Here is a 25367-nt window from a genome sequence, read left to right on the forward strand (position 1 = left end):
TTAAAATCATCAATTTGAGTCATTTTAGAGCATTCGATAAATTAGCAACAATGCTTTTTAGATAAACAGGCTCGACATGTTCACCATATTCAAAACTTTTTTCTGGCTGGGTTGGTTCAGCTTCGGCGGCCCTGCGGCTCATATTGGTTATTTTCGCCAAACCTTTGTTGAGAAACTGAAATGGCTTGATGACAGCGAGTACGCGCAAATTGTCGCGCTCAGTCAGTTTTTGCCGGGACCGGGCTCAAGCCAAGTTGGCTTTGCTTTAGGCTATAAACGTGGCGGTTTAGGTGGCGCATGCGCAGCATTTGTCGGATTCACGCTTCCTTCAGTGGCCATCATGTTGGCGCTGGCGATGGTGAGCAGCCAAATCACCGACACCGCAGTGTTCCAAAACATCGTTCACGGCCTAAAACTGCTCGCAGTCGTCGTCGTGGCGGATGCGACTTGGGGCATGTACAAAAACTTCTGCCAAAGTAAACTGACCGCGGGTTTGTGCATCGCGACTGCGATTGCGTTGCTGGTGGCACCAAGCATCATGACGCAAATGTTCGTGTTGATCGCAGCAGGTTTTGTCGGAATGCGATATCTGAAGAAAGACTCCGCGCCATCAGCCGAGCCGTTTAAACCGTCTATCGCACCATTGGCTCTATTTGCGATGCTTTTACTCGGCTTACCGTTAGTGGCTCATACGTTACCTTTACTTGGGCTGTTTAGTGATTTTTTCCAAGCTGGTAGCTTAGTGTTTGGTGGCGGTCATGTGGTTCTGCCGCTTCTGCAAAACATTGTTGGCGACCAGCTCAGCCAAGATGCATTTTTAACAGGCTACGCCGCTGCACAAGCTGTACCAGGGCCAATGTTCACCTTTGCGACTTTTATCGGTTATGAGCTTTCGGATACGCCAATTTTAGGTGCGCTGCTCGCAACGCTTGGCGTATTCCTCCCAGGGTTTCTTTTACTACTTGGCGTTCTTAAGAACTGGCAAGCACTGGCAGGAAAACCGCTGGTCTCCGGCGCCATCAACGGTGTAAATGCCTCGGTAGTAGGGTTACTACTCGCGGCACTTTACCAGCCAGTATTTAGCAGCGCAGTTGTTGCTCCCATCGACATGGCGTTAGTGGTTGCAGGTTTTTATCTACACAAAAAGATCAACCTATCGGTGCTATGGATGATCGTGTTTTTTGTGGCAGCAGGCCTTGTCACGGGCATGATGTAGCCTGCTGATACGCCAACTATTGAATCTAGATAAACCACGGGCACTCAAATACGAGTGCCCTTGCTTAGATTAGATAGTGAAAACGGAACAGACCCCGATAAAAAGAGCATCACAAATTATGACTTAACTTCTCTCGGTTAAGCCATTGTTCATTCTTACCAACTTAACTGCATCATGACGAGAATGGACATCGAGTTTTTTGTACAACTTGTATATATGGCTTTTCACTGTACTTTCAGATAAAAAAAGTCTTGAAGCAATTTGTTGATTTGAAATGCCGTACACAAGTAGCTCTAGAATCTGTTTTTCTCTGCATGTTAACTCATCATGCTGCTGTTCTTCGGACAAATTTGCATGCCGATAATTGAGGACTAACTTCTCTAGGTACATTCTTGGTAGCCACAACCCACCTTTCAGTACGTATTCCGCGCCATCACATATATGTGTCACTGATGCACTTCGGAGCAAAATTCCTTTTAACAACTTCCAATGCAGTAAGTCCGTTTGTACTTTTTCACAAGGGACGTTGTGAAGCATAAAGGACCACCCAAATAGATCAAAATCTGGTAACTTTCCTTGTACTTCAAGCTGACGCATAAAATCGTAATCAATAAACATCAAATCGATACTGAGTGAGTGACTTCTGAACACCACTTCATCTGGTTGCATTATCTTTACATCGACATCATGAATGGAAGACAGCTGTTTTTTTATTAAGTTACTTTGTAAATTACTCTCAGCTAGCAGTATCAAGTGCTTCTTTTCCATAGTCCCACCACATTAACTTACCTGTTTCACCAACCCCCGTTAGAAAATTAATTGGAGGCAGCAAAGAGAATTTATCTTCATTTTAAGTAGAAAATATAGCACTTCAGAATGATATCGCATTTCTTTTCAGCACCGAAAAAGACTTAAAAAGTATGAACCTGTTGTGTTTTTATCCATACTTTTCAACCTGTGTTAGCATAAGGATATGATTTATAATATTAAATAATAAAGATAATAATTGGATAAAATGCCATTTATAAAAAATGGATGACTGCTCCGCTCAGTGCAATAGAACAAATTACTTCTTTATATTGGCTTCATTTCATACTTGATGAGTACTTAAAGTAAATACAAAAAATAACATTATGATTATGTTATTTTTTTCTTTAATACTTTAAAGAGACGTACCTAAATACTCCCTTCCAGCCTGAATCATTCTCAATAATGAGAACAGCTTTCACTGATCCTTTCTTATAATTTCATCGCTTCCCACAACATTTGAAGGAAGCAGCAAGAAGTTAAGTGCAGTCATTTTTAATCAGGAATAACAGGAAATGGAGTAATCGTTATGACTCTAAACAAAACAGGGCTTGCTTTAGCAATGTCAGCAATTTTATTTAGTGGCTCTCTAATCGCGAATGAGATCGATGATGGAGACGACAACATGCAATGGACTGACAGCGCTAATACCGATATCGGTTTATCTGGCAGCTTCAATGATAACAGTGACAATAGCGCATCTCTCGGTGTTGGTGATAGCTTCAACGACAACAGCGATAATAGTGCGTCACTAGGTATTGGTCATAGCTTCAACGACAACAGCGACACTGACAACAGTGCAACTCTTGGTGTTGATGACAGCTTTAATAACAACAGCGACAACTCAAACTCGAGCACTAACACAGCTCAAAGCCACAACGACAATAGTACGTCTAACGCTAACGACAACAGTACCAGTGCTGATCTTGATGTGAGCCTAAATAGTGATAGTAGTGACTCTAGTACTAACACAAATAGAAGCCACAACGACAACAGCGACTCTAGTACTACTGTAAGACGTAGCAACAACGACAACAGTGACTCTAGTATCAACAGTAGCTTTAACGATAACAGCGATAATCGTAATCAAAGCGACAACCGTAACCAGAGTGATAACCGTAGCTACGCTGATTCAAGCACAACAAACTCGAACAGCTTTAACGACAATAGTAACTATCAAAGTGACTCGAGCTCAACAAATGTTGATAGCTTCAATCAAGTCCATATGGATACAGATATGGTTGTTGCGAGCTCAAGCCTAATGGGTGGTGTTACAGGTGCATCAGTTATTTATGCAACTAACGCGGATGATACTCGAGTTCGAGTTGAAAACATGAACACCCTTGGTGGTCTTGGTGGTGCAGCTGGTATTACTACCGTTGGTCAAAATGCTGGTTCAAATTCACTTGTACAACAATCTGTTACAACTAATGCAAGTGTGTTTACTGGGGGTGAGTAACCGACTAGTAGGAGAAAGCGATGCGTTTGGCAATCTGTACTTTGAGTATGATAGTTGCCTGCACTGCACTCGCTGATGACATTGCATTATCTGGCGGAGAAGTTAGCTTGGATATCATGAATGAATCAAGAGGTGGACAAAATGTTGAACTCGACTTGGTTTATGCAGAATCAGATATCAATGGTATTTCGTCAGATAATGTCGCGTCAAACACCGTGAGTGGTAACAATATACTATCAAGTGGAGCGTTCGCAGACAGTTCGGGTATATCCAACGTAATTCAGAACAGCGGAAACAACGTTTTAATCCAGAACTCTACCGTCGTTAACCTGACACTCAAGTAAACAATATGAAAGTATTAAATAACTTAATTTGGCTGATGCTCGTTTATTCAGCATCAGCCATTTCATTAGAACTGCTACCTTACCGAGCACATTACTCTGTTCCTGTTAAAAGCTACAAAGAAATAGTGTTCGGTGATGTTTTTCGCCAACAGTATGACTTCAGCTGTGGCTCTGCCGCCCTGGCTTCTCTTCTCACTTTTCATTATGCAACAGAGTCATCTGAACAAGATATCTTCAAAAGCATGTTTGAAAAAGGTGATAAAGAAAAAATCAAAGAGAAAGGTTTTTCTTTGTTGGATATGAAGTTTTACTTGGATTCCATAGGGTTACGTTCTGACGGCTTTCAAGTAGGACTGGAGAAAATTAAAGAAGTCGGCGTCCCTGGGATTACTCTCGTTAATTTCGACGGGTATATGCATTTTGTTGTCATCAGAGGTATAAACAATCACTCAGTTATTCTAGGAGACCCTTCTAGAGGAACCATGATAATGAAACTGGATGAGTTTGAAAAATATTACCAAGGAATTGTGTTACTGGTCCGTAACGAAGCGGAAATGGGAAGGTCTAGCTTTATAACCAATGATAATTTCACCGTATATCAAAGATCACCATTAAAAACAGGAGTGTCTAGAGATTCCTTAGGGGTATTTAGCATTACTCTCCCAGTTTCCGGTGAAAATTAATATAACATTGTTTTAAATAACTTTAAGAAATTAACAACCTGAAAGGCCTACATTATGAACTACAATAAATTTTTGTTAGTGCTTTGTATGCTAATACCTCATTTTAATGTGAATGCTAAAGATGTTGGCCTGCAAGAACTTACTCCTCTTTCAAATTTATCTTTAGAAGAATATCGAGGTGGCTTCCAAATTACGGATGAGTATATTATTAATATTGGATTAAGCATTACTACGACTATAAATGGCGATGATATTTTGAACACAAACATTGCCAACTTAGTAATTGAAAATGGTAATTTAAAAAACATTAGCGCAAATAGTGAAAATCAAAGTGGAGATATTTTCAACCAGGGTATTGTTAACATCATACAATTTGGTGAAGGAAATATTATTGGAGATGATTCTATAGATTCACCCAAAATGCCTTCGTCTCAAAATCCTAATATAATAAGTTCAGACTTTATAAATTCAAGTATTATCAATATTATTCAAAACACGAAAGATAACAGTATTATTGGACTTAGCACGCTCGTAGACATTGATGCTCAAGTAAATGGGGTAATACGGGAAATCAAAGCAAACCAACAATTAGAAGACGCCTTATTGAACCACCTTCAATGAGCATTTCCATTTTTATCTGAAAAATTGTCACGTTAAGCTTCTTTGATATTAGAAACGACTGATATCTATGATTACATACCAAAAGAAAGGTAGATATATCAATAGGCCACCATCATTTTAAGAATATATACCTACTTTATCCAATATAATCCAATCAATTTATAATGCGAACACTAGGCGCTAACGATAAATTAGGCCCAAGACTCAAGGGCCTAATATCCATTTTACAAATTAAAAGGTACTCGTACTGTTAATTGAAAGTCGGGAGTATCTTCTGTAAGACCAGCTTGAGCACTAACATTGATAGATGAGCGTTCACTAAAGGCATAGTTTATACCAAAAGTTAATGCATCTAATTGAAGCAACTTAGCATCATCTGCCGATCTGCCATTTACTTTGCTTTTTAAAATAGTTTTATGGCTAAGTCCTAAAGAGAATGAAAGATCAGGATTCACCGCAAACCCCATTCCTCCTGAAAGAGAAATAGTGTCTCCAAGTTCAACATCAGCTTTTGTGTCGCCAACTGTAACAGTATCCTCTAAGTTATAAATATAACTTAGACTAGCGAACAAGACCGCAGGATCAACAGGGTGAATAAGAGATAAATTAGGCTCAAAACTCCAAAAACCCGAACCTGTAGGGACATCACTAAATGAGTTGCTTCCATCTTCAATAGAAACATCATAAGGCGATCGTCCTGTATCCGACTTTACTCTAAGGCCACCTACCCAGTATGGCGCAGACTCAAAGTTAAACTGGTGCCTCAATGCGAACTCTACATCACCAAGCCCTCCGCCATCCACCGTTGTGTTTACTACTTCACTGTTTGAACCATCTTGAATGGGGCGCGTAGAAACTTGGTCATTACGATACACATACGGCACTCTAACTTCTAACTCTGTGGCGTTTGTTAAACCGTACCGAGCAGTTAATCCAACGGTTACTGTAGTCCTATCCGAATCACTCACTTCAATTCGCCCAACAATCAGAGTTGGTAAGACTGTATACCCAACAACAGATACTTTGTTTGAAGAGTTTTGTGTATAGCTTAAAGACGAATCAAATGACCATTTACCTTTAGGTGTGAGAACGCCTGGGCGCTCAATAACATCACCAACCGTTTGGGCGCGCTGAGGAATATCATCTCCTTCAGCACCATATGCATTCCCCGCAATGAATAAACTACAAAGATAGGTACCCAGTAAAGTCTTCCGTAACATCGCATCTTTCCTTTTGCTGATGATCGTACCCAAGTAATCTCAGGCAATAGCTTGAGGTGAAGCTCCTAACTTTCCAAAGTAAGATTAGTATAGCTACTTCAAAACCACGACATACCTTTAAGTTTGGCGCTTTGAAGAAATTAGGAGACATTTATACTTATCTTCAACACTAAGCCACTAGTTAATAAATAATTAGGATAGATTCTATGTTTTCGCAATATTATGAATAAAATAAATTGCTTACCTGTGCTCTTAGTATGAAGTCGGTATGACATAACAGCTGAAAAGCCTGTTCTCTTTTGCGTAGCATCAATCACATTGCTTTTTAGATCGAGTCGCTCCGACTTCAACCATAACTAACGCTATCTTCCCCACATATTTCATCAAAATGCATTCCCGTGTCGCGATTTAACATGCTAAAGTTAACAATGCGTTAACAATTATAAATACAATGAGAAGACATGGAGTCACTTAAAATGAATCAGCCGAATCTAAATAGCGCTGCTGGTTGCGCTCTCCCACCACCAAATGAAATGATCCTCAAATGGGCTCAAGAGCGTCCAAATGAGGTCTACCTAAAACAAATTATTAACCGACAGTTTGTTGAGTACACATTCTCTGATGTTGCAGATCAAGCCTTAAAACTTGTCAGCGCACTACGCTCGCTTGGTGTAAAGCCTGGCGACAAAGTTGCGTTAGTATCTAAAAACTGTGCAGAATGGTTTATTTGCGATCTTGCTATGATGCTTGGTGACTATGTCAGTGTGCCAATCTTTCCTACCGCCGGTGCAGACACCATCGAATACTGTGTGACTCATAGTGAAAGTAAAGCGATCATTGGCGGAAAACTCGATGATCCCAAAGCAACTCAGCAAGTCATTGATGCTATGCCTGAACTCATTAGCATCGCTCTACCTTATGACACGGCACCTAAGTGTAAGCACGAATACCAAGCGCTCATTGCTGATGCAGTGCCAAGTGAAGAGCGTCCGCAGCATTACGATGACAAGCTAATGTCGTTGGTGTATACCTCAGGCACATCAGGGTTACCGAAAGGCGCGATGCTAACTTACGGCGCATTCAGTTGGTCTGTTCAGCAACTGATCAATCATATTGGTATCCAAGAAAACGACCGATTGTTCTCTTATTTACCGCTCGCTCATATTACAGAGCGTGTTTATATCTTCGGTTCATCGATTATGGGTGGCGTGCCAACAGCATTTCCAGAGTCACTGGACACTTTTATCGAAGATGTGAAGATGCACCGACCAACTCTGTTTATCTCCGTCCCACGATTATGGACGCTATTCCAGCAACGTATTCAAGACAAACTTCCACAGAAGAAGCTCAATATTCTGTTGAAAATCCCATTCGTCAATTCTTTGATCAAGAAAAAGCTAGCAGATGGTCTAGGTTTAGATCAGGCTCGAGTATTAGGCTGTGGCTCTGCACCTGTCTCGCCAGCGCTGTTGGAATGGTACCACTCAGTGGGCCTTGATATCACAGAGGCTTGGGGGATGACGGAATCATTTGCCTACAGCACGCTCAACTACCCATTTAGAGCTGACAAAATTGGTAGTGTCGGTAATGCAGGGCCAGGCATTGAGTTAAAAATCGCAGCCGATGATGAAATCATGGTGCGTGGCAAAGGGCTATTTTCTGGCTACTACAAAAATGATATTGCCACCCAAGAGTCTTTTGATTCAGAGGGCTGGCTACACACAGGCGATATCGGCGCTATCGATTCAGATGGTTATCTAACGATTCAAGGCCGTAAAAAAGATAACTTCAAAACCGCCAAAGGTAAATTTGTCTCTCCGGTACCTATCGAGAAAAAGCTTTTCGAGTACAGTCGCGTAGAGATGATGTGTCTCATCGGTTTAGGGCTACCCGCTCCGATTCTTTTGGTTGTGCCACATGACTTCCCTAACTTTGATCGAGAGCGATACGCACGTACCACACGTAAAGTTATTGCCAGGATGAATCAAGAACTCGCCTCTCATGAGCAAATCAAAGGTGTGTTAATGATTAAAGAACCTTGGAGTATAGAAAATGGCGTACTGACGCCAACGCTTAAAATTAAACGTCATGTGCTCGAACAAAAGTATCATGAGATAGGCCACAATTGGCCAAAAGATGAATTGGTCGTGTGGGAAGAAGACTTGTAATTTTGCTTGCACTCCTCAACACCATTGGGGAGTGCAACTTAACTTTGAGCTTGAATCAAACTCATAGACTACTCTCTCCAGAATGGCTTACTCACTTCACAACTAATCTCCCTTTCACCTAATCCAATATCGTCCCAAAGGTGCTTTGGTAACTCTCTCAAGTGACGACGTGTCTTATAGTTCCTTCTCCAAGCCGCCAGTTTAGAATAAATTAACTGTAACCCGCTCTGATGGGCAGTAGGTATAGTACGCTCACAAGTGTGTGTCATGTTTTCCATTTCAAAGATCCCTATACAATGTTGACCACTTAATAATCAGCGACTACGCTGATAACCTCAAGCGATAGAATCTGCCATAGAGTTAAGGAAAACTAATGTGAAAGATCGAATGCCTCCCTTACAAAGCTTGTATTACTTTTTCGTTGCAGCAAAGGAAGGAAGCTTTAAAACGGCAGCAAAAGAACTGTTTGTTACGCCAGCGGCCATTAGTCAGCAAATTCGTCATTTAGAAGAGTTCTTAGGCACGGACCTATTTGTTCGTCAGCACAGAAAAATCGTGCTCACACCAGAGGGAGAGCTACTGTTTAGTCAGGCAGAAAGAGGGTTTGCTCATTTGCAGCAAGGGGTAAGATTAGTCAATCAAGATCCAAACCCGAACCACCTTTCGATATCAACACTCCCCTCTTTCGCTCATCATTGGTTAGTCCCGAAAATTACGGCTTTTCGTCAGCGTCACCCTGATATCGCCTTGCTATTAGAACCAACCAATGATTTGGTGTCTTTTCAAGATAGCCAGATAGATTTATGTGTTCGTTACGGTTTAGGAAAGTACCCCAATTTAGAATCACAATGGCTAATGGACGAAGCTTTTTATCCAGCTTGTCATCCGGTGTACCAGAAAGAGCACGGGATCTATAACATCGAGGATTTAAGCAAAGCTGAGCTGATTGAAGATGTTTGGCCTGATCTTGATTGGAATATGTGGTTAGCAACCTTGGGTCACTGCGCAGCAAAGCCTACCTTAAAATACAGTGGATCACATCTCGTGCTTGAGGCTGCACTATCACTTCAAGGCGTGGCATTAGTAAAACACAGTTTAGCTCATCAATATTTTCGTTCTGGCAAATTGGTCCGAATTGGAGATATCGCTATCAAGCCCAACTTTGCGTATTACTTGTGTGCGCCAAAAGGCTACTTAAAAAGACCTAAAGCTCAATTGTTTGCGCAATGGTTGAAGGAAGAAATAGAAATATTTGAAAAGTCAGTGGTACCAGACTTTAGGACCATTGACCTAAAAGGCAACAGTACTAGAACGGCATCATAACAATCGTCAAAACAAACGCTAAATAGGAATAAAACAAACACGCTCTGCGTATAAGACTGCTAAATACAAAAAGCCCCGCACTAAGCGGGGCTTTCAAGTTATAGAGTTAACTTAAGAATTACTTCTTAGCGTTACGCTCTTTAACGTCAGCAATTACTTGCTCTGCAACGTTTGTTGGACATGGTGCGTAGTGTGAGAACTCCATAGAGAACTGACCACGACCAGAAGTCATAGTACGTAGAGTACCGATGTAACCAAACATTTCTGATAGAGGTACATCACCCTTGATACGTACGCCAGTAGACGCTGCTTGTTGGTCTTTGATCATACCACGACGACGGTTAAGGTCACCGATTACGTCACCAACGTGATCTTCTGGAGTGAACACGTCAACTTTCATGATTGGCTCAAGAAGTTGCGCGCCAGCTTTAGGCATAGACTGACGGAATGCACCTTTCGCTGCGATTTCGTAAGCGATAGCTGAAGAGTCAACTGCGTGGAAACCACCGTCGAATAGTTCAACTTCAACGTCTAGAGTAGGGAAGCCAGCTAGAACACCGTGCTCCATCATTGACGCAAAGCCTTTCTCAACTGCAGGCCAGAATTCTTTAGGTACGTTACCACCAACAACTGTTGATTTGAACGTGAAGCCAGAGTTTGGCTCACCTGGTTTGATGCGGTAGTCGATCTTACCGAACTGACCAGAACCACCAGACTGTTTCTTGTGCGTGTAGCTATCTTCGATTGCTTGAGTGATAGTTTCACGGTAAGCAACCTGTGGAGCACCAACTTCTAGCTCAACGCCGTAAGTACGCTTAAGGATATCTACCTTGATGTCTAGGTGAAGTTCACCCATACCTTTCAGGATAGTTTCGCCTGAATCTTCATCAGTCTCAACTTGGAATGATGGATCTTCTGCAACCATTTTACCGATCGCGATGCCCATCTTCTCAGAACCGCCTTTATCTTTAGGCTTAACTGCGATAGAGATTACTGGATCTGGGAAGATCATTGGCTCAAGAGTACATTCGTGCTTAGGATCACATAGAGTGTGACCAGTTTGAACGTTCTTCATACCAACTACAGCGATGATGTCACCAGCTTGTGCTGAATCGATCTCGTTACGCTCGTCCGCGTGCATCTCAACCATACGGCCGATACGCTCTGTTTTACCAGTTGCAGAGTTAAGGATTGTGTCACCTTTCTTCATCTTACCAGAGTAGATGCGGATAAAGGTTAGAGCACCGAAGCGATCATCCATAATCTTAAATGCAAGAGCACGTAGTGGCTCGTCTGCAGATACAGTCGCAACTTCACCAGTTGGCTCACCAGTCTCTGAATCAGTTAGAGGCTGTGGATCAACTTCTGTTGGAGATGGTAGGTAATCAATTACCGCGTCAAGAATAAGTTGGATACCTTTGTTCTTGTACGCTGAACCACAGTAAGTTGGGAAGAATGCTAGATCACGAGTACCTTTACGGATACAACGTTTGATGTCTTCTAGAGATGGCTCTTCGCCTTCTTCTAGGTAAGCCATCATTAGATCTTCGTCTTGCTCTAGAGCAGTTTCGATTAGCATTTCACGGTATTCAGCAGCTTTTTCTACCATGTCTGCTGGAATATCTTGAACTTCGTAGTTCTCTGGTTGGCCAGACTCATCCCATACGTAAGCTTGTTGGCTTAGTACGTCTACAACACCTACGAAATCTTCTTCGATACCGATAGGTAGAGTCATAACTAGAGGTGTAGCACCTAGTACGTTCTGTACTTGATCTACAACTTTGTAGAAATCTGCGCCCATACGGTCTAGTTTGTTAACGAAGATCAGACGTGATACGTGTGATTCGTCAGCGTAACGCCAGTTAGTTTCTGACTGAGGCTCAACACCACCAGAACCACAGAATACACCGATACCACCGTCAAGTACTTTTAGAGAACGGTAAACTTCGATAGTGAAGTCAACGTGTCCAGGAGTATCGATGATGTTTAGACGGTGATCGTTCCAGAAACAAGTTGTTGCTGCAGACTGGATTGTGATACCACGCTCAGCTTCCTGCTCCATGAAGTCAGTAGTAGTTGAACCGTCGTGAGTGTCACCGATCTTATGGATCTTACCAGTTAGCTTTAGGATACGCTCTGTAGAGGTAGTTTTACCCGCGTCTACGTGAGCAAAAATACCAATGTTTCTGTATTTTGATAAATCAGTCATTGTCTTACTCTGTTAATAAGGTATAAAGTGCGCGCAGAGTATATCACATTCTGTCAATACTGATACCCTTGCGTGCGGATGGAAGAAAAAAAATTTTAACGTGAAATTTCCGTCCCCAAAGCATAGTCAAACACAGCAATTTATGTACTTTATTCGCATTTTATTGAGGACGGATAGAACAGTTTGTGATTGCACAAATACCATTCTTATGAGCATTACAGCTCGTCAAAAGCCTCTATAGCTTCCGACAATTTCTTAACGCCGTGAATTTGCATGCCAGGGATGCCACCTTTCGGCATGTTGGCTGCTGGCACGATGGCTTTCTTGAAACCATGTTTGAACGCTTCATTCAAACGCTCTTGCCCACTTGGCACTGGACGGATTTCGCCCGCAAGCCCTACCTCACCAAAAATCACCACATCTTTAGGGAGTGGACGGTCACGAAAACTCGATAAAAGCGCCATAACTAAAGCAAGATCAGCGCTCGTCTCCGTCACCTTAACACCGCCAACCACATTAACAAAGACATCTTGGTCTGCCATTTGTAAGCCACCATGCTTATGCAACACCGCGAGCAAAAGTGATAGGCGGTTCTGCTCCAAGCCGACCGCAACACGACGAGGGTTGGCTAACTGCGAGTAATCCACCAGCGCTTGAATCTCTACTAGCAGAGGGCGCGTGCCTTCCCAAACCACCATGACGGAAGAGCCTGATGTTTCTTCTTCACCACGAGAAAGGAAGATCGCTGATGGGTTACTCACTTCTTTCAATCCTTGGCCTGTCATTGCAAAGACACCAAGCTCATTCACAGCGCCAAAACGGTTTTTATGACTACGCAAAGTGCGGAATCGGCTATCCGTTCCACCATCGAGTAGTACCGAACAGTCGATAATGTGTTCAAGAACTTTGGGGCCCGCAAGGGTACCATCTTTTGTTACGTGACCAACAATAAATACCGCAACATTATTCTGTTTTGCGTATCGTGTCAGAGCCGTCGCAGATTCACGTACCTGAGCAACACTGCCAGGCGACGATTGAACATCAGAAACGTGCATCACCTGAATCGAGTCTATTACCATTATACGAGGCTGCTCTTTTTCGGCGATTTGGCAAATTTTGTCGACGTTCGTTTCCGATAGCATTTTTAAATGATCTTTCGGCAAGCCCAATCGGGAAGCACGCATTGCCACCTGCTGTAACGACTCTTCACCGGTTACGTAAAGCGTTGGCATTTGCGCAGATAAACTACACATGGTTTGCAACAGAAGGGTTGATTTACCTGCACCAGGGTTACCACCAATCAAAATTGCGGCACCTGGCACAACACCACCACCCAAGACGCGGTCAAGCTCTTTAAACCCACTGGTGAAGCGAGGTACTTCTTGCAGATCAATTTCGGATAGCGTTTGAACCGTTGCTTCTGTTGCGGAACCAGCGTAGCCGCTTAAGCGTTCATTGCGAGCAACGGTTGGCGATGCAGCGATACGTACTTCTGTTATCGTATTCCATGCACCACATGCGTTACACTGCCCCTGCCAACGGGGAAAGTCCGCGCCACAATCATTACAAACATACGCTCGTTTTGCTTTCGCCATGATGCCTCAATTTTTTCTACAAATGTGACTAAGCACAGCCAAGTCAGACCTGAACTGAAATGAACTATTGATATACTTAAGTATTACTTCGCTTAGCCGATACAATTTAAAGTAACGACATACTCTAACAGAAATAATGCAGCAATCTGAAATTCTCTCGCTCGCAGAACGACTCATTCCCGTTTACGGTACGAATGACTTTGACTTTGTCCTTGGCCAACTGACCGAGGAAGAGCCGCCTTCGGCCAAAATTTTGGTTAAAATGGAACTTAACCGCTTAATGGCTCCATGCAAAAAAAGCATTGATTTGCGAGGTCGCGTTCAAGGCGAATGTCGCGAGTATATTTTGGATGGCATTCCACATTGGTTGGATGATGTTGCTTTCAACGCTTACCATAAAAACATCAAAAAGTTTGGCTGCTACACGGAAGGAATGTGGGAAGCATTGGTCAACACGCGAAATAACTTTCGCGTAATGAGCAAGCGCCTTACTCAGCAAAAAACGCAATCGTTAACGGATCCTAAAAGCCCGTTCTTAGCAGAACCCGTTCACCTAGGCTACGATTTAAAGCGCCAAGAAAAACGCTTGAAAGTCCAATCTCAAGTTGAAATTTGCCGTTCTAAAGGACAGCTTCTTCATGGATTAAGCATTGATTTATCTAGCTCTGGCGCAAAGTTCAAAGTCCCTAGCGCATTTAAATATAACCTTGGGGAAATTATTCAGGTCACGTTTACTGAATTTGCCAGCAAATCTAACGTTGCAGGTATAGAGAAACCGCTTGCATACCGCATACTCGCGGTTGATGACTGTTACGAAAATGACTCAGTTCGATACCTCAGAACCATACGCTTAACTGACACCAATGTCGTCACCAGAGTGATAGATGAAGCGCTCAACAGTGCTGCTAAAAGGGCTCGTCACGACAATCAAGACAAGATTATTCGAGCTCGAACTCGCGGTTATGAGCACATCGCACTAAAGCACACCAGCAGCTTGCCTCTATTCTTTGATGGTAGTGACCTAAAATTAGCAATGTTAACGCCAAACAATCAAAAGCTTTGGCAATACTGGCACGATGAGAGAAACCAGCAAATGTTTGGTTCCTTATTCAACGAGCAACGCATCGCGTCACTCATTAAGCCTGGTGTGAAAGGAACAACCAATGTCCTTTATTCATTTACTCACGAGCACGAGAATCGAACCTATTTCTATTCGATGTTTCGCCCTGAAGCAACTCGCGAACAGCGCCAGCTATTTTGGCATTTAGGTGGCAAACGAGAGAGTTGGCGCGCCTTTAGAATTTCAATCTTTGAACTATCTGAGCAAGAACAGGAAGACCTAGCAGCTTTCTCTCCAGAGTTAGCAGAAACGTCTCAATCACTGACTCATATTGGTATTTTGCAAGAAATTGCTGACGAAAAATCAGGGCAGGATTACCTGCTAACTGAAAAGCCGCGCTTACCCGCTAATACGTTAAACGCGTTTCGTCATCCGAGAAGAGTTATCGGCAATCCAAAGGGCATTTATTTTGATGCAAAGTCTCGTCGAAAAGAGCCTCGTTATCGTTTTAAAACACCTTTAGAGTTGTACTCAGGACAAACTAAAACAGGCGGCTGTACTGTTGACCTTTCCAAACGAGGACTCGGAATTAGGCTAAGTGAGCCTACGATGTTACGTTCTGGGCAAGAGGTAAGAATCAACTTTCGAGAATTACAACTCTACGATAAAAAATTGCCGTTAATGTCGGTGCCATACCGAGTAATTCGTGTAAGCCCAGACGGTTGTAGCGTGCAGCTAGTTATTGATGAAAGCAGCCAAACCATGAAGGTAATCGCTTTTTTCAACAGCATTATCGAGCACAATCAAGACAAGCTAATCCCGCAAAAAGAGACGCTACCAAGTAATGCTCTACTTGAAAGGCTGCACTGCATGTTGCTCTCGCGTACGCTGAGCACGCCCATTTTTATCAGTAAGAGTACGTCATCTTCAATCAAAACCCCCGTTATCGGGGTGAACTTGCCGCTACCTAAACACATTGAGCTTTTTGCCCGTCTTGGGCATGACCAACTGTTGTCACTTGAACCTATCTTTAAAGGTCGGACAAGCACATTAATCGCAGAGCCAATAAAACGTGTAGAAGGTGCTCAAGCCAGACATCAGGATATCTACATAAGCGCCGCAAAAGTAGGCAATAAAATTACAGGCATTGAGTCAAAGCTTCATCAAGAGTTCAACAGCGTAAAAGAGCGGATTCAATTTATAAAGAAAGCGCGAATGATGGGTGACTTTTACGTGATTCGCCTTTCTACTGCGCCAATTTTCGATCCGATGACATCATTACTGCAACAAGATTTAAGTGACTTAACCCAATTTGGCGTACATCAAGCGAGCAAGTTAGAAAAAGAGTTAACAGCGCTCGTTGGTTACAGTGAATTTGAAGACATTACTGAAGAGGTTGTAATTAGATTGGAGTTAACCGAGTAAATTCAAAGTCATACCAAATTGAAAAAAAACACCGCCTTTCTGGCGGTGTTTTTGAATGGATGGTTAAGGTTTAGCTTTCCAGCTGACCTTTTGCTGCTTCACCAATGCGCCAGATAAAATACAGAGCACACCGCCCAACCCTGCAAAGCGAATCGCTGATTGCGCTTGAGCTTCCACTTTTGGTTTTGCGTGATACGCAATCCCTAATCCTGCCACCGACATCATCACAAGATCATTAGCGCCATCACCGACAGCAACCGTGTTGTGCTGCTCAATTTCATATTCATCCGCCAGTTCCACTAGAATGTCAGACTTCATCTGCGCCGTTACCACATCGCCAAGTACTTTACCCGTGAGTTTGCCGTCAATAATTTCTAATTGATTGGAGCGAGCAAAGTCTAAGTCGACTTTATCTTTGATGTAATCAGAGAAGTAAGTAAAACCACCGGAGGCAATCGCTGTTTTCCAGCCCAAGGCTTTCAACGTCGCAATTAGCGCTTCAAAGTCCGGCATGAATGGTAACTGGGAACGAACTTGTTCAAGAATTGATTCATCGGCACCTTTGAGCTTACCAACTCGCTGACGTAAACTTTGCTCAAAATCCAGCTCACCTTGCATGGCACGTTCAGTGACTTCAGCGACCTCATCCCCTACTCCTGCCAGTTTCGCGATTTCATCAATACACTCTATCTGGATCGCCGTTGAATCCATATCAAATACAATCAACCCTTGAGTTGATAGATCGGGCACTTCATTAAGCGAGGCGTAATCTAGGTTGAGACTTTGTAAGATCGTTTCATGTTGAGGAGTCAACTCTCCGGCCATCAGGGCTACTTCATATTGGCCAACTTTCCACGTTTCTAGTATTGGGTTGTAAAAGCCGGTGAAGAAATCAATGTCTTCGAAGTGACTTGGCGAAAGGTACTCAGCAAATACGATCCAGTTTGCTTTTGCTTTATCTAATTGGGAGGCAAATCGAGTCTCGGGTAATCGTTTTAAAAGTGTCGTATGTTTTCTGATAGGCAAGCTTTTTGACGCGTCCATGTATATAATCCCTTATGACTTTGCTAAAACGTTACCTCAACAAACTAAAAAGGCAAGTCTTTGTTTTATTTTAAATGGATGAGTAAAGAGCATGAGTGAATCTTTGTTCTCAGTAAGGAATGCCCTAAGAATTCTGGCACTAATCCTACTGTGTGTGATGTTGTTTATCACAATAAAAAACAGTGTTGTGATCAGTAAGGGTAATGAGAAAATTCAAGCACAACAGCTTGAAACGCTCACCAAAGTTTTGATTTCACAGGCGTCTCTTTCTGCCAGTGAGATGATTTTAACTAAAGATCAAGAACGATTACTTCAGCTAACAAACCAGCTAGCACAAGACCGTTTAGTGTTTGATGCAACAATCTACGATGCACAGGGTGTACGTTTAGCGTCTAGTGAAGAGGCATTATCGGTACGCGAAGTTCTTGGCCTGGATACGCCTTTGGCAACAGCTTCCATTGGTCGCCAGCAGTTGGTTGAACCAGTTTTTGCAGATGGTGCGCTTATCGGTTTTGTTCGCGTGACCTTTGAGACGGGCCGGGTGACGGCTATTTCTGACCACCACTATCGCAAGAGCGATCGTTATATGTACATGATGGTCTTAATGAGCTTTGTCTGTGGTATGTTGTTCATCTTGATTTTACGTCGACAACCGATACGTCGTAAAAAAGCGCCAAACCTGCTGCTAACCAAGTAACTAGGTAGCGCTAACAACTCATATAAAAACAGCCCGCAATGTGTGGGCTGTTTTTTTAGCTCTTGAGAGCGAAAAATAGAATGACTCTTCGTCGCTTACTCTTCGTCACCAAGCAATACTGAATCTAGTGCGATTAGCATCATGTCGTTGAATGTCGTTTGACGCTCGTCAGATGTAGTCTGTTCGCCAGTCTTGATATGATCAGAAACCGTACAGATTGTCAGAGCTTTTGCACCGTATTCTGCCGCAACACCGTAAATACCAGCCGCTTCCATTTCAACACCAACAATGCCGTACTTGTCCATTACATCGAACATTTCTGGATCTGGCGTGTAGAAAAGCTCTGCTGAGAATAGGTTACCAACTTTAACGTCAATACCGCGAGCTTTTGCAGCGTCTTCTGCCGCACGAACCATGTTGTAGTCTGCGATTGCCGCGAAGTCATGACCTTTAAAGCGGATACGGTTCACTTTAGAGTCAGTACATGCACCCATGCCGATCACAACATCACGCACTTTGATGTCTTCATTCACTGCGCCACAGCTGCCAACACGGATGATTTTCTTCACGCCGAAGTCTTTGATTAGTTCAGTCGCGTAAATCGAGCATGATGGGATACCCATACCGTGGCCCATTACCGAGATCTTACGGCCTTTGTATGTACCTGTGTAACCAAACATATTACGAACGTCACACACTTGAACGACATCTTCAAGGAAAGTCTCTGCGATGTATTTTGCACGTAGTGGATCACCAGGCATCAGTACGACGTCTGCAAATGCACCCATTTCAGCATTGATATGTGGAGTTGCCATTTTCTTTTCCTTAACCTTTCTCTAGCGCTCCGCGCTTAAGGCGATATAAGCCAGAGTATTCTCATTTCCGACAAGCAGCATTTACATACTGCAAACATAAAACTAGGAGCTATCAAGCTCCTAGTTTTCAAAAACCTAACTAATTATAGGAAGTTCTTACCGTAATCCATTGGAGAAGTACCGAAGTAACTTGCCAATGTTTGACCGATATCTGCGAATGTTTCGCGGCGGCCAAGAGAACCAGCTGGTACTTTTTGACCATAAACCAATACTGGGATGTGCTCACGAGTATGGTCAGTACCTGGCCATGTTGGGTCACAGCCGTGGTCTGCCGTTAGGATAAGCACATCGTCTTCTTCCATAATCTCTAGCACTTCGTTGATACGATCATCGAAGTACTCAAGTGCCGCTGCGTAACCCGCTACGTCACGACGGTGACCGTAAGCTGAGTCGAAGTCTACAAAGTTAGTGAATACGATCGTGTTGTCGCCCGCTTCTTTGATTTGCTCTAGCGTTGCTTCGAACAATGCAGGGATACCTGTCGCTTTCACTTTCTTAGTGATGCCGCAGTTTGCGTAGATATCAGCAATCTTACCAATAGAAACCACGTTGCCTTGCTTCTCATCAACGAGCTTCTGAAGAACCGTTGCTGATGGTGGCTCTACAGAAAGATCACGACGGTTACCTGTACGCTCAAATTGACCTTTACCAGCACCAACGAATGGGCGCGCGATAACACGACCAATGTTGTAATCTTCTAGCTCTTCACGTGCGATTTGGCAAAGCTCTAGTAGACGGTCTAGACCGAAAGTCTCTTCGTGACATGCGATTTGGAATACAGAGTCAGCAGACGTGTAGAAGATTGGTTTGCCAGTCTTCATGTGCTCTTCACCAAGATCGTCAAGAACTTGAGTACCAGACGCGTGACAGTTACCTAGGAAACCGTCAAGACCTGCACGCTCAAGAATGCGGTCAGTCAATTCTTTCGGGAAGCTGTTTGCTTTGTCAGTGAAGTAACCCCAGTCAAACAGAACAGGAACACCTGCGATTTCCCAGTGACCAGACGGCGTGTCTTTACCTGAAGAAAGCTCTGCTGCATGACCGTATGCACCAATGATTTCAGCGTCTGCGTCTAGTCCAGGTGCGAAGCGACCTGTCGATTCTTTATGCGCCATTGCCAAACCAAGTTTCGATAGATTTGGAAGGCGAAGTGCACCTTGGCGATTGTCGTTATCTGCTAAGCCTTTGTCACATTGGTCAGCGATGTGACCTAGTGTGTCTGAACCTACATCACCAAATTCTTTAGCATCGGCAGTTGCACCGATACCGAATGAGTCTAGTACTAAAATAAATGCTCTTTTCATTGCTCGTTCCTTAGGCCCACTCGGCTTTTTATTATGGTTGAGTAGGCCTTGTGTAATTACTTGTTCTATTAGATATCTTCTGCACGAATTTGGCGGTAAACCTCTGGAGTTGGTGTGTATTCACCACCTACTTTGATTGCACTGCGCAGTGCTTTTGCCGCTTCTTCCCATTGCTCTTCAGTGCGAGCGTGGATGACCGCAAGAGGTTTATCACTGTCTGCGACCTCACCTAGGCGGATGAACTCGTCGAAACCAACTGCGTAGTCGATTTCATCAGTAGCAACACGACGACCACCACCCATAGCAACCACAGCCATGCCGATAGCACGTGTATCCATTGCAGAGACAATGCCCGTTTCTGTTGCGTAAACTGGCTTAATGATTGCTGCTTTTTCTAAGTAGTTGTCGTAGTTTTCTACGAAGTCCGCAGGGCCGCCTAAACCGGCAACCATCTTGCCGAAGCACTCAGCCGCTTTGCCGTTATCCAGCACTTCCATCAGTTTTGCGCGTGCGTCTTCTGTGTTCTCAGCAAGCTTGCCAAGTACTAACATTTCAGCACATGAAGCCATGGTCACTTCAAGTAGACGAGGATTACGGTATTCACCCGTTAAGAAACGAACCGCTTCACGAACTTCCACTGCGTTACCCGCTGAAGACGCCAATACTTGGTTCATGTCCGTAAGAATTGCCGTAGTTTTAGTGCCAGCACCGTTTGCTACCGCAACGATTGATTTTGCTAGCTCTTCAGACGCTTCGTAAGTTGGCATAAATGCACCTGAACCCACTTTTACGTCCATCACTAGCGATTCCAGACCCGCCGCCAGTTTCTTAGAAAGGATCGACGCCGTAATCAGGGAGATATTGTCTACCGTTGCGGTAATATCACGAGTCGCGTAAACACGCTTATCCGCAGGAGCAAGGTCACCAGTTTGACCGATGATCGCCACACCAGCGTCTTTGGTTACTTGACCAAAAACATCGTTGCTCGGCGTAATGTTGTAACCAGGGATAGATTCAAGTTTATCCAGCGTACCGCCTGTATGACCAAGACCGCGGCCAGAGATCATAGGTACGAAACCGCCACACGCTGCCACCATTGGGCCAAGCATTAAAGAAGTTACGTCACCCACACCACCGGTTGAGTGTTTGTCGACAATTGGACCACCGAAGTTCATGTGGCTCCAGTCGATAACCATGCCCGAATCACGCATTGCACACGTTAAGGCGATGCGCTCATCCATGGTCATTTCATTAAAGAAAATCGTCATAGCAAACGCCGCAATCTGACCTTCAGATACCGTGTTGTTCGCTACGCCTTGAATAAAGAAGTTGATTTCGTCTGCGGTAAGTACTTCACCGTCACGTTTTTTACGAATGATTTCTTGTGGTAAATACATTAGTGCCTCCCAAGCTCTTTTGAGCCATGGTTGTAGTAGGATAGAAGAGGTTTGGTAGCACCCGTTTAGGTGCTACCGTTCAGACGTATTATTGGAATTAGTACGCTGTTGGATCAGCGACGTCGTCCGATACTTCTAATGTATTTAGTAGGTTGGTTAGCAGGCTAGACGCACCAAAACGGTAGTGACGAGCATCAACCCAGTTGTCACCTAGGATTTCGTCAGCCATTGCTAGGTATGCTGCTGCGTCTTCAGCAGTGCGCACACCACCTGCTGGTTTGAAACCAACAGTTTCTGCAACACCCATGTCGCGAATAACTTCAAGCATCATGCGAGCGTATTCTGGTGTTGCGTTTACTGGCACTTTACCAGTTGAAGTTTTAATGAAGTCAGCACCTGCTTCAATACAGATTTGAGATGCTTTCTTGATTAGTGCTTCTTCTTTTAGTTCACCTGTTTCGATGATCACTTTAAGAAGAATGTCACCACAAGCTTCTTTACATTGCTTAACTAGTTCGAAGCCTACTTTCTCATCACCCGCCATTAGCGCGCGGTAAGGAAAAACTACGTCAACTTCGTCTGCACCGTAAGCAACCGCCGCTTTTGTTTCAGCAACTGCGATTTCAATGTCGTCGTTACCATGTGGGAAGTTCGTTACTGTTGCAATACGAACCTCTGGCGTACCTTGCTCACGAAGTGTCTTCTTAGCAATAGGAATAAAGCGAGGGTAAATACAAATTGCAGCTGTGTTGCCTACTGCTGTTTTCGCGTCATGACATAGTGAGATCACTTTTGCATCAGTGTCATCGTCATTCAACGTAGTTAGGTCCATAAGTTTAAGTGCACGTAGCGCTGCTGCTTTTAAATCGCTCATTTCTATCTCCGATCAATATTCAAAAAATTCACTACTCAGCCTTACATCACGTCTTTAACTATAATCAACAAGTCGAGACAATGTGAGTAAATGGCTAAACAGTCTATTAATGAACGGACTTGGTTCCCTGAAGACTCGGCATATACAGCGAAAATTTATCATATGCCAATTGCTATCCTTGTCACCGCACAGTACCAGTTTGGCCTATGGCACAACAATCTATGATTGCGGTGTCTTTAATATCACATCACAAAGCAAAACGCCTATTAGATCTGATATTGCAGGGCAATTCATTTGCCCATCGATTATGTAATATTCATTACGTGATTAAGAATCAAGCTTAACCACTATCCTGTGATTAATACATTATAGAGTTTCACCGCAAAACTGTAGCACCAAATAGAGCGCAAACGGTTTGTATCTCAAAATTTCCTAGCCCCTATTCCATTGACTGCGTAATACCTCGACTAAGGCAAACACCCGATGAAATTTTGGAGCCCGAAAAACGAAAAATGCCCCGCAGCAATCTCTTGCTACAGGGCATGATGTAAAACGGCGTCTATATATTAAGAACCGATTCTAATTATAGTGCTGCAAGGCTTAAGCAGAAGCCTGCAATTGTCGCTGCCATAAGGTTAGACAACGTACCTGCAAGAACTGCTTTAACACCCATGCGAGCGATGTCACTACGACGGTTTGGTGCAAGGCTACCTAGACCACCAAGTAGAATCGCGATAGAAGAAAGGTTCGCGAAACCACATAGTGCGAATGAGATGATAGCTGTTGTCTTCTCAGACATTACTTCACCGGTTGCCGCGATTACTTGAGCGTTTTCACCTAGATATGGTGTGAAGTTCAAGTAAGCAACGAATTCGTTCACTACGATTTTCTGACCGATGAATGAACCAGCTGTTACAGCTTCTGCCCATGGAACACCGATTAGGAATGCTAGTGGAGAGAACGCGTAACCTAGGATTAGCTCTAGTGTTAGTTCTGGCATGCCGAACCAACCACCGATGCCACCTAGCATACCGTTGATTAGCGCGATTAGACCAACGAATGCGATTAGCATTGCACCTACGTTAAGCGCAAGTTGTAGACCAGAAGCCGCACCGCCCGCAGCTGCGTCGATTACGTTAACTGGTTTGTCGTCACCGCCGTCCATCGCTTCTTCGATACTTTCGTGAGGCTGGTCAGTCTCTGGGTGAAGGATTTTAGCGAACAGTAGACCACCTGGTGCTGCCATGAATGATGCCGCAACTAGGTACTCTAGTGGAACACCCATAGATGCGTAACCAGCTAGTACACCACCAGCAACAGAAGCTAGACCACCACACATTACCGCGAATAGCTCTGATTGAGTCATTTTTGGAACGAATGGGCGAACAACTAGAGGTGCCTCAGTTTGACCTACGAAAATGTTAGCTGCCGCTGACATTGATTCCGCACGAGAAGTGCCTAGCGCTTTTTGTAGTGCGCCACCAAGAATCTTGATAACCCATTGCATAACGCCAATGTAGTAAAGAACTGAAATCAGTGCAGAGAAGAAGATCAGTGTAGGAAGAACACGGAATGCGAAGATGAAACCGCCGCCGCCGAATACTTCGAACATCTTGTCAGAAACAAGACCACCGAACAGGAATGATGAACCATCGTTACCGTAGTTGATAACGTTAGAAACACCTGAAGAGAAACCGTTTAGTAGATCACGGCCCCAAGGTACATACAGAACAAATGCACCTAATGCGAATTGGATAGCGAATGCGCCACCCACAGTTCTAAAGTTGATAGCTTTTCGGTTGTTAGAAAATGCCACTGCAATCGCAAGAAGCACTACCATACCGATTAGGCTCATAAACAGGCTCATAGTTTATGACTTCCTTATAAGTTATTTATTGGCGTGTTACAAAATGGAGCTATAAAGCGGGGGCAATTATACTCATGCAGAATCAATTAAAGTAATGCCAGCCTCACACTTTCCTATAAGATTCATGATTGATTCAACCAGCTTTGTGAGTTAATTCACAATAAGCAGGAAAACGTTTTCGATTTCAAACCACATCTTTAGATTTTATTCACATATCGAGAAAGCAAAATTGCTATTTTTCCACAGTTGAGAGGCAATCGATTGCTTTCGGCCGTTATGCAACTCTACGAGCTCATTAAAGACGTGAATGAGTTTGGCTGGGTGATTTGACTCCCCTTGATATCCAAGTATAGGCATATCTGGTGCGTCTGTTTCGATTACTAGGTTTTCGAGTGGTAATTTTTGAATTGCGTCGCGTGTTTTCTTGGCTCTTGGGTAGGTAATCGTTCCTCCTACACCGATAAAAAAACCTAATTTGACCCACTCCATGGCTTGCTGATAACTCCCAGAAAAAGCGTGTAGCACACCACCTCTAGGGAGATTCGCCGCTTTCACCATTTGAATGAGGCGATTGTGCGCTTTTCGGCTATGTAAAATAACTGGGAGTTCGAAGCGTCTAGCCAGCTCAAATTGAACTTCAAGTATCTTTTCTTGCAACTGTGGATCAACATCAATGGCAAAATCTAAACCACACTCTCCTATTGCCACGCACTGCTGCCCTTTTTGATTTAGATAGCCTTCTAGCTCTGTAAGGTGCTGCTCAACGTTATCTTCAAGAAAATACGGATGAAAGCCGAGCGCATAATACAAATTGGCATGTTGCTCTGCCAAAGTTTGAATACGAGCCCAGTTTTGCGGACCGACGGAAGGAATCAAAATTCTTGCGACGCCTTGCGTTTGAGCAAGCTCAAGTTGATGTGCAAAGTCATCTTGAAACACATCAAAATCAAAGTGGCAGTGCGTATCAAAGAGCTTCATCTTGACGCTTTTTATCTGTATCTGCGGGCAGAAAATCAGAGGATGGTTGGGCTTCACTCTTCTCTTCAGTTTGATGGGCTGGGTCTTTTCGATATGGGACACAACTGCGTTTCTGATCGGGAGTTAACCCCATCTCTTTACACCAGTTGTCGTAACGCTTTAGCCCACGTTTAAACCAATTCATATCTTATCCTTATATAA

General features: G+C 43.6%; 23 protein-coding genes. 10 read left to right on the forward strand and 13 right to left on the reverse strand.

Going from position 1 to position 25367, the window contains the following annotated elements:
• The first annotated feature begins 76 nt into the window (after positions 1-76).
• Entirely contained in the window at positions 77-1216 is a 1140-nt protein-coding gene (chrA, locus tag R7E47_RS11960; RefSeq protein WP_318084317.1) for a chromate efflux transporter, read from the forward strand.
• Between the two features lie 123 nt (positions 1217-1339).
• Here the strand turns inward: chrA and R7E47_RS11965 are convergent, their stop codons facing one another.
• Entirely contained in the window at positions 1340-1984 is a 645-nt protein-coding gene (locus R7E47_RS11965) for a helix-turn-helix transcriptional regulator (protein ID WP_005380169.1), read from the reverse strand.
• Between the two features lie 568 nt (positions 1985-2552).
• Between R7E47_RS11965 and R7E47_RS11970 the strand changes: the two genes are divergently transcribed.
• The 4 genes from R7E47_RS11970 to R7E47_RS11985 are packed head-to-tail and all read left to right on the forward strand — an operon-like array spanning position 2553 to position 5130.
• Complete coding sequence (locus tag R7E47_RS11970) at positions 2553-3482, forward strand: hypothetical protein (protein ID WP_005391691.1); 930 nt, start codon at positions 2553-2555, stop codon at positions 3480-3482.
• Positions 3483-3502: 20 nt separating this feature from the next.
• Positions 3503-3826, forward strand: coding sequence for a hypothetical protein (locus R7E47_RS11975; protein ID WP_005380167.1), 324 nt, complete (start codon positions 3503-3505; stop codon positions 3824-3826).
• A 5-nt stretch (positions 3827-3831) separates the two neighbouring features.
• Positions 3832-4509, forward strand: a complete 678-nt coding sequence (locus R7E47_RS11980) for a C39 family peptidase (RefSeq protein WP_005380165.1) — start codon at positions 3832-3834, stop codon at positions 4507-4509.
• A 54-nt stretch (positions 4510-4563) separates the two neighbouring features.
• A complete protein-coding gene (locus tag R7E47_RS11985) occupies positions 4564-5130 on the forward strand; it encodes a hypothetical protein (protein ID WP_005380163.1) in 567 nt (188 codons plus the stop codon).
• A 224-nt stretch (positions 5131-5354) separates the two neighbouring features.
• Here the strand turns inward: R7E47_RS11985 and R7E47_RS11990 are convergent, their stop codons facing one another.
• Positions 5355-6350, reverse strand: a complete 996-nt coding sequence (locus R7E47_RS11990) for a transporter (protein ID WP_005380160.1) — start codon at positions 6348-6350, stop codon at positions 5355-5357.
• Between the two features lie 476 nt (positions 6351-6826).
• On the opposite strand from R7E47_RS11990, the gene R7E47_RS11995 reads away from it, so the two are divergent.
• Complete coding sequence (locus R7E47_RS11995) at positions 6827-8518, forward strand: AMP-binding protein (protein WP_031779037.1); 1692 nt, start codon at positions 6827-6829, stop codon at positions 8516-8518.
• Positions 8519-8586: 68 nt separating this feature from the next.
• Here the strand turns inward: R7E47_RS11995 and R7E47_RS12000 are convergent, their stop codons facing one another.
• Positions 8587-8796 (reverse strand): DUF1127 domain-containing protein, encoded by a 210-nt coding sequence (locus R7E47_RS12000; protein WP_005380156.1) that lies wholly within the window; start codon positions 8794-8796, stop codon positions 8587-8589.
• 97 nt (positions 8797-8893) lie between these two features.
• Between R7E47_RS12000 and R7E47_RS12005 the strand changes: the two genes are divergently transcribed.
• Complete coding sequence (locus R7E47_RS12005; RefSeq protein ID WP_005391685.1) at positions 8894-9841, forward strand: LysR substrate-binding domain-containing protein; 948 nt, start codon at positions 8894-8896, stop codon at positions 9839-9841.
• Between the two features lie 118 nt (positions 9842-9959).
• Here the strand turns inward: R7E47_RS12005 and fusA are convergent, their stop codons facing one another.
• Both fusA and radA read right to left on the reverse strand, forming a co-directional pair.
• Positions 9960-12050 (reverse strand): elongation factor G, encoded by a 2091-nt coding sequence (gene fusA, locus R7E47_RS12010; protein WP_005386444.1) that lies wholly within the window; start codon positions 12048-12050, stop codon positions 9960-9962.
• Positions 12051-12265: 215 nt separating this feature from the next.
• A complete protein-coding gene (gene radA, locus R7E47_RS12015; protein ID WP_005386443.1) occupies positions 12266-13645 on the reverse strand; it encodes a DNA repair protein RadA in 1380 nt (459 codons plus the stop codon).
• A gap of 136 nt (positions 13646-13781) precedes the next feature.
• On the opposite strand from radA, the gene R7E47_RS12020 reads away from it, so the two are divergent.
• Positions 13782-16130 (forward strand): PilZ domain-containing protein, encoded by a 2349-nt coding sequence (locus tag R7E47_RS12020; protein WP_005380143.1) that lies wholly within the window; start codon positions 13782-13784, stop codon positions 16128-16130.
• Between the two features lie 63 nt (positions 16131-16193).
• Here the strand turns inward: R7E47_RS12020 and serB are convergent, their stop codons facing one another.
• Positions 16194-17174, reverse strand: coding sequence for a phosphoserine phosphatase (serB, locus tag R7E47_RS12025; protein ID WP_005380142.1), 981 nt, complete (start codon positions 17172-17174; stop codon positions 16194-16196).
• Between the two features lie 91 nt (positions 17175-17265).
• On the opposite strand from serB, the gene R7E47_RS12030 reads away from it, so the two are divergent.
• A complete protein-coding gene (locus R7E47_RS12030) occupies positions 17266-17871 on the forward strand; it encodes a YtjB family periplasmic protein (RefSeq protein ID WP_005391677.1) in 606 nt (201 codons plus the stop codon).
• Positions 17872-17966: 95 nt separating this feature from the next.
• Here R7E47_RS12030 and deoD read toward each other — a convergent pair whose 3' ends face one another.
• The 4 genes from deoD to deoC form a co-directional block, all read right to left on the reverse strand.
• Positions 17967-18686, reverse strand: a complete 720-nt coding sequence (deoD, locus tag R7E47_RS12035; protein WP_005380140.1) for a purine-nucleoside phosphorylase — start codon at positions 18684-18686, stop codon at positions 17967-17969.
• Between the two features lie 143 nt (positions 18687-18829).
• Positions 18830-20050 carry a phosphopentomutase gene (locus tag R7E47_RS12040; protein WP_054700480.1) on the reverse strand — a complete coding sequence of 407 codons (1221 nt, stop codon included), beginning with the start codon at positions 20048-20050 and terminating at the stop codon, positions 18830-18832.
• A 68-nt stretch (positions 20051-20118) separates the two neighbouring features.
• Positions 20119-21447, reverse strand: coding sequence for a thymidine phosphorylase (deoA, locus tag R7E47_RS12045; protein WP_025768209.1), 1329 nt, complete (start codon positions 21445-21447; stop codon positions 20119-20121).
• A gap of 97 nt (positions 21448-21544) precedes the next feature.
• The gene (deoC, locus tag R7E47_RS12050) at positions 21545-22321 is read right to left on the reverse strand and encodes a deoxyribose-phosphate aldolase (RefSeq protein WP_005380133.1); all 777 of its coding nucleotides are present in this window, start codon (positions 22319-22321) and stop codon (positions 21545-21547) included.
• Between the two features lie 90 nt (positions 22322-22411).
• Between deoC and R7E47_RS12055 the strand changes: the two genes are divergently transcribed.
• Positions 22412-22546: a hypothetical protein gene (locus R7E47_RS12055; protein WP_005391675.1), complete on the forward strand. Its 135-nt coding sequence runs from the start codon at positions 22412-22414 to the stop codon at positions 22544-22546.
• 358 nt (positions 22547-22904) lie between these two features.
• On the opposite strand, the gene R7E47_RS12060 is transcribed toward R7E47_RS12055, so the two are convergent.
• The 3 genes from R7E47_RS12060 to R7E47_RS12070 form a co-directional block, all read right to left on the reverse strand.
• Positions 22905-24188: a NupC/NupG family nucleoside CNT transporter gene (locus R7E47_RS12060; RefSeq protein ID WP_005380131.1), complete on the reverse strand. Its 1284-nt coding sequence runs from the start codon at positions 24186-24188 to the stop codon at positions 22905-22907.
• 204 nt (positions 24189-24392) lie between these two features.
• A complete protein-coding gene (locus R7E47_RS12065; RefSeq protein ID WP_005380129.1) occupies positions 24393-25166 on the reverse strand; it encodes a TatD family hydrolase in 774 nt (257 codons plus the stop codon).
• A complete protein-coding gene (locus R7E47_RS12070) occupies positions 25153-25350 on the reverse strand; it encodes a DUF5363 family protein (protein ID WP_005380125.1) in 198 nt (65 codons plus the stop codon). The genes R7E47_RS12065 and R7E47_RS12070 overlap by 14 nt, the downstream gene beginning before the upstream one ends.
• Positions 25351-25367: the final 17 nt, after the last annotated feature.

This window comes from Vibrio sp. Vb1026 (assembly GCF_033338745.1).
GTDB classification, from domain to species: Bacteria; Pseudomonadota; Gammaproteobacteria; order Enterobacterales; family Vibrionaceae; genus Vibrio; species Vibrio alginolyticus.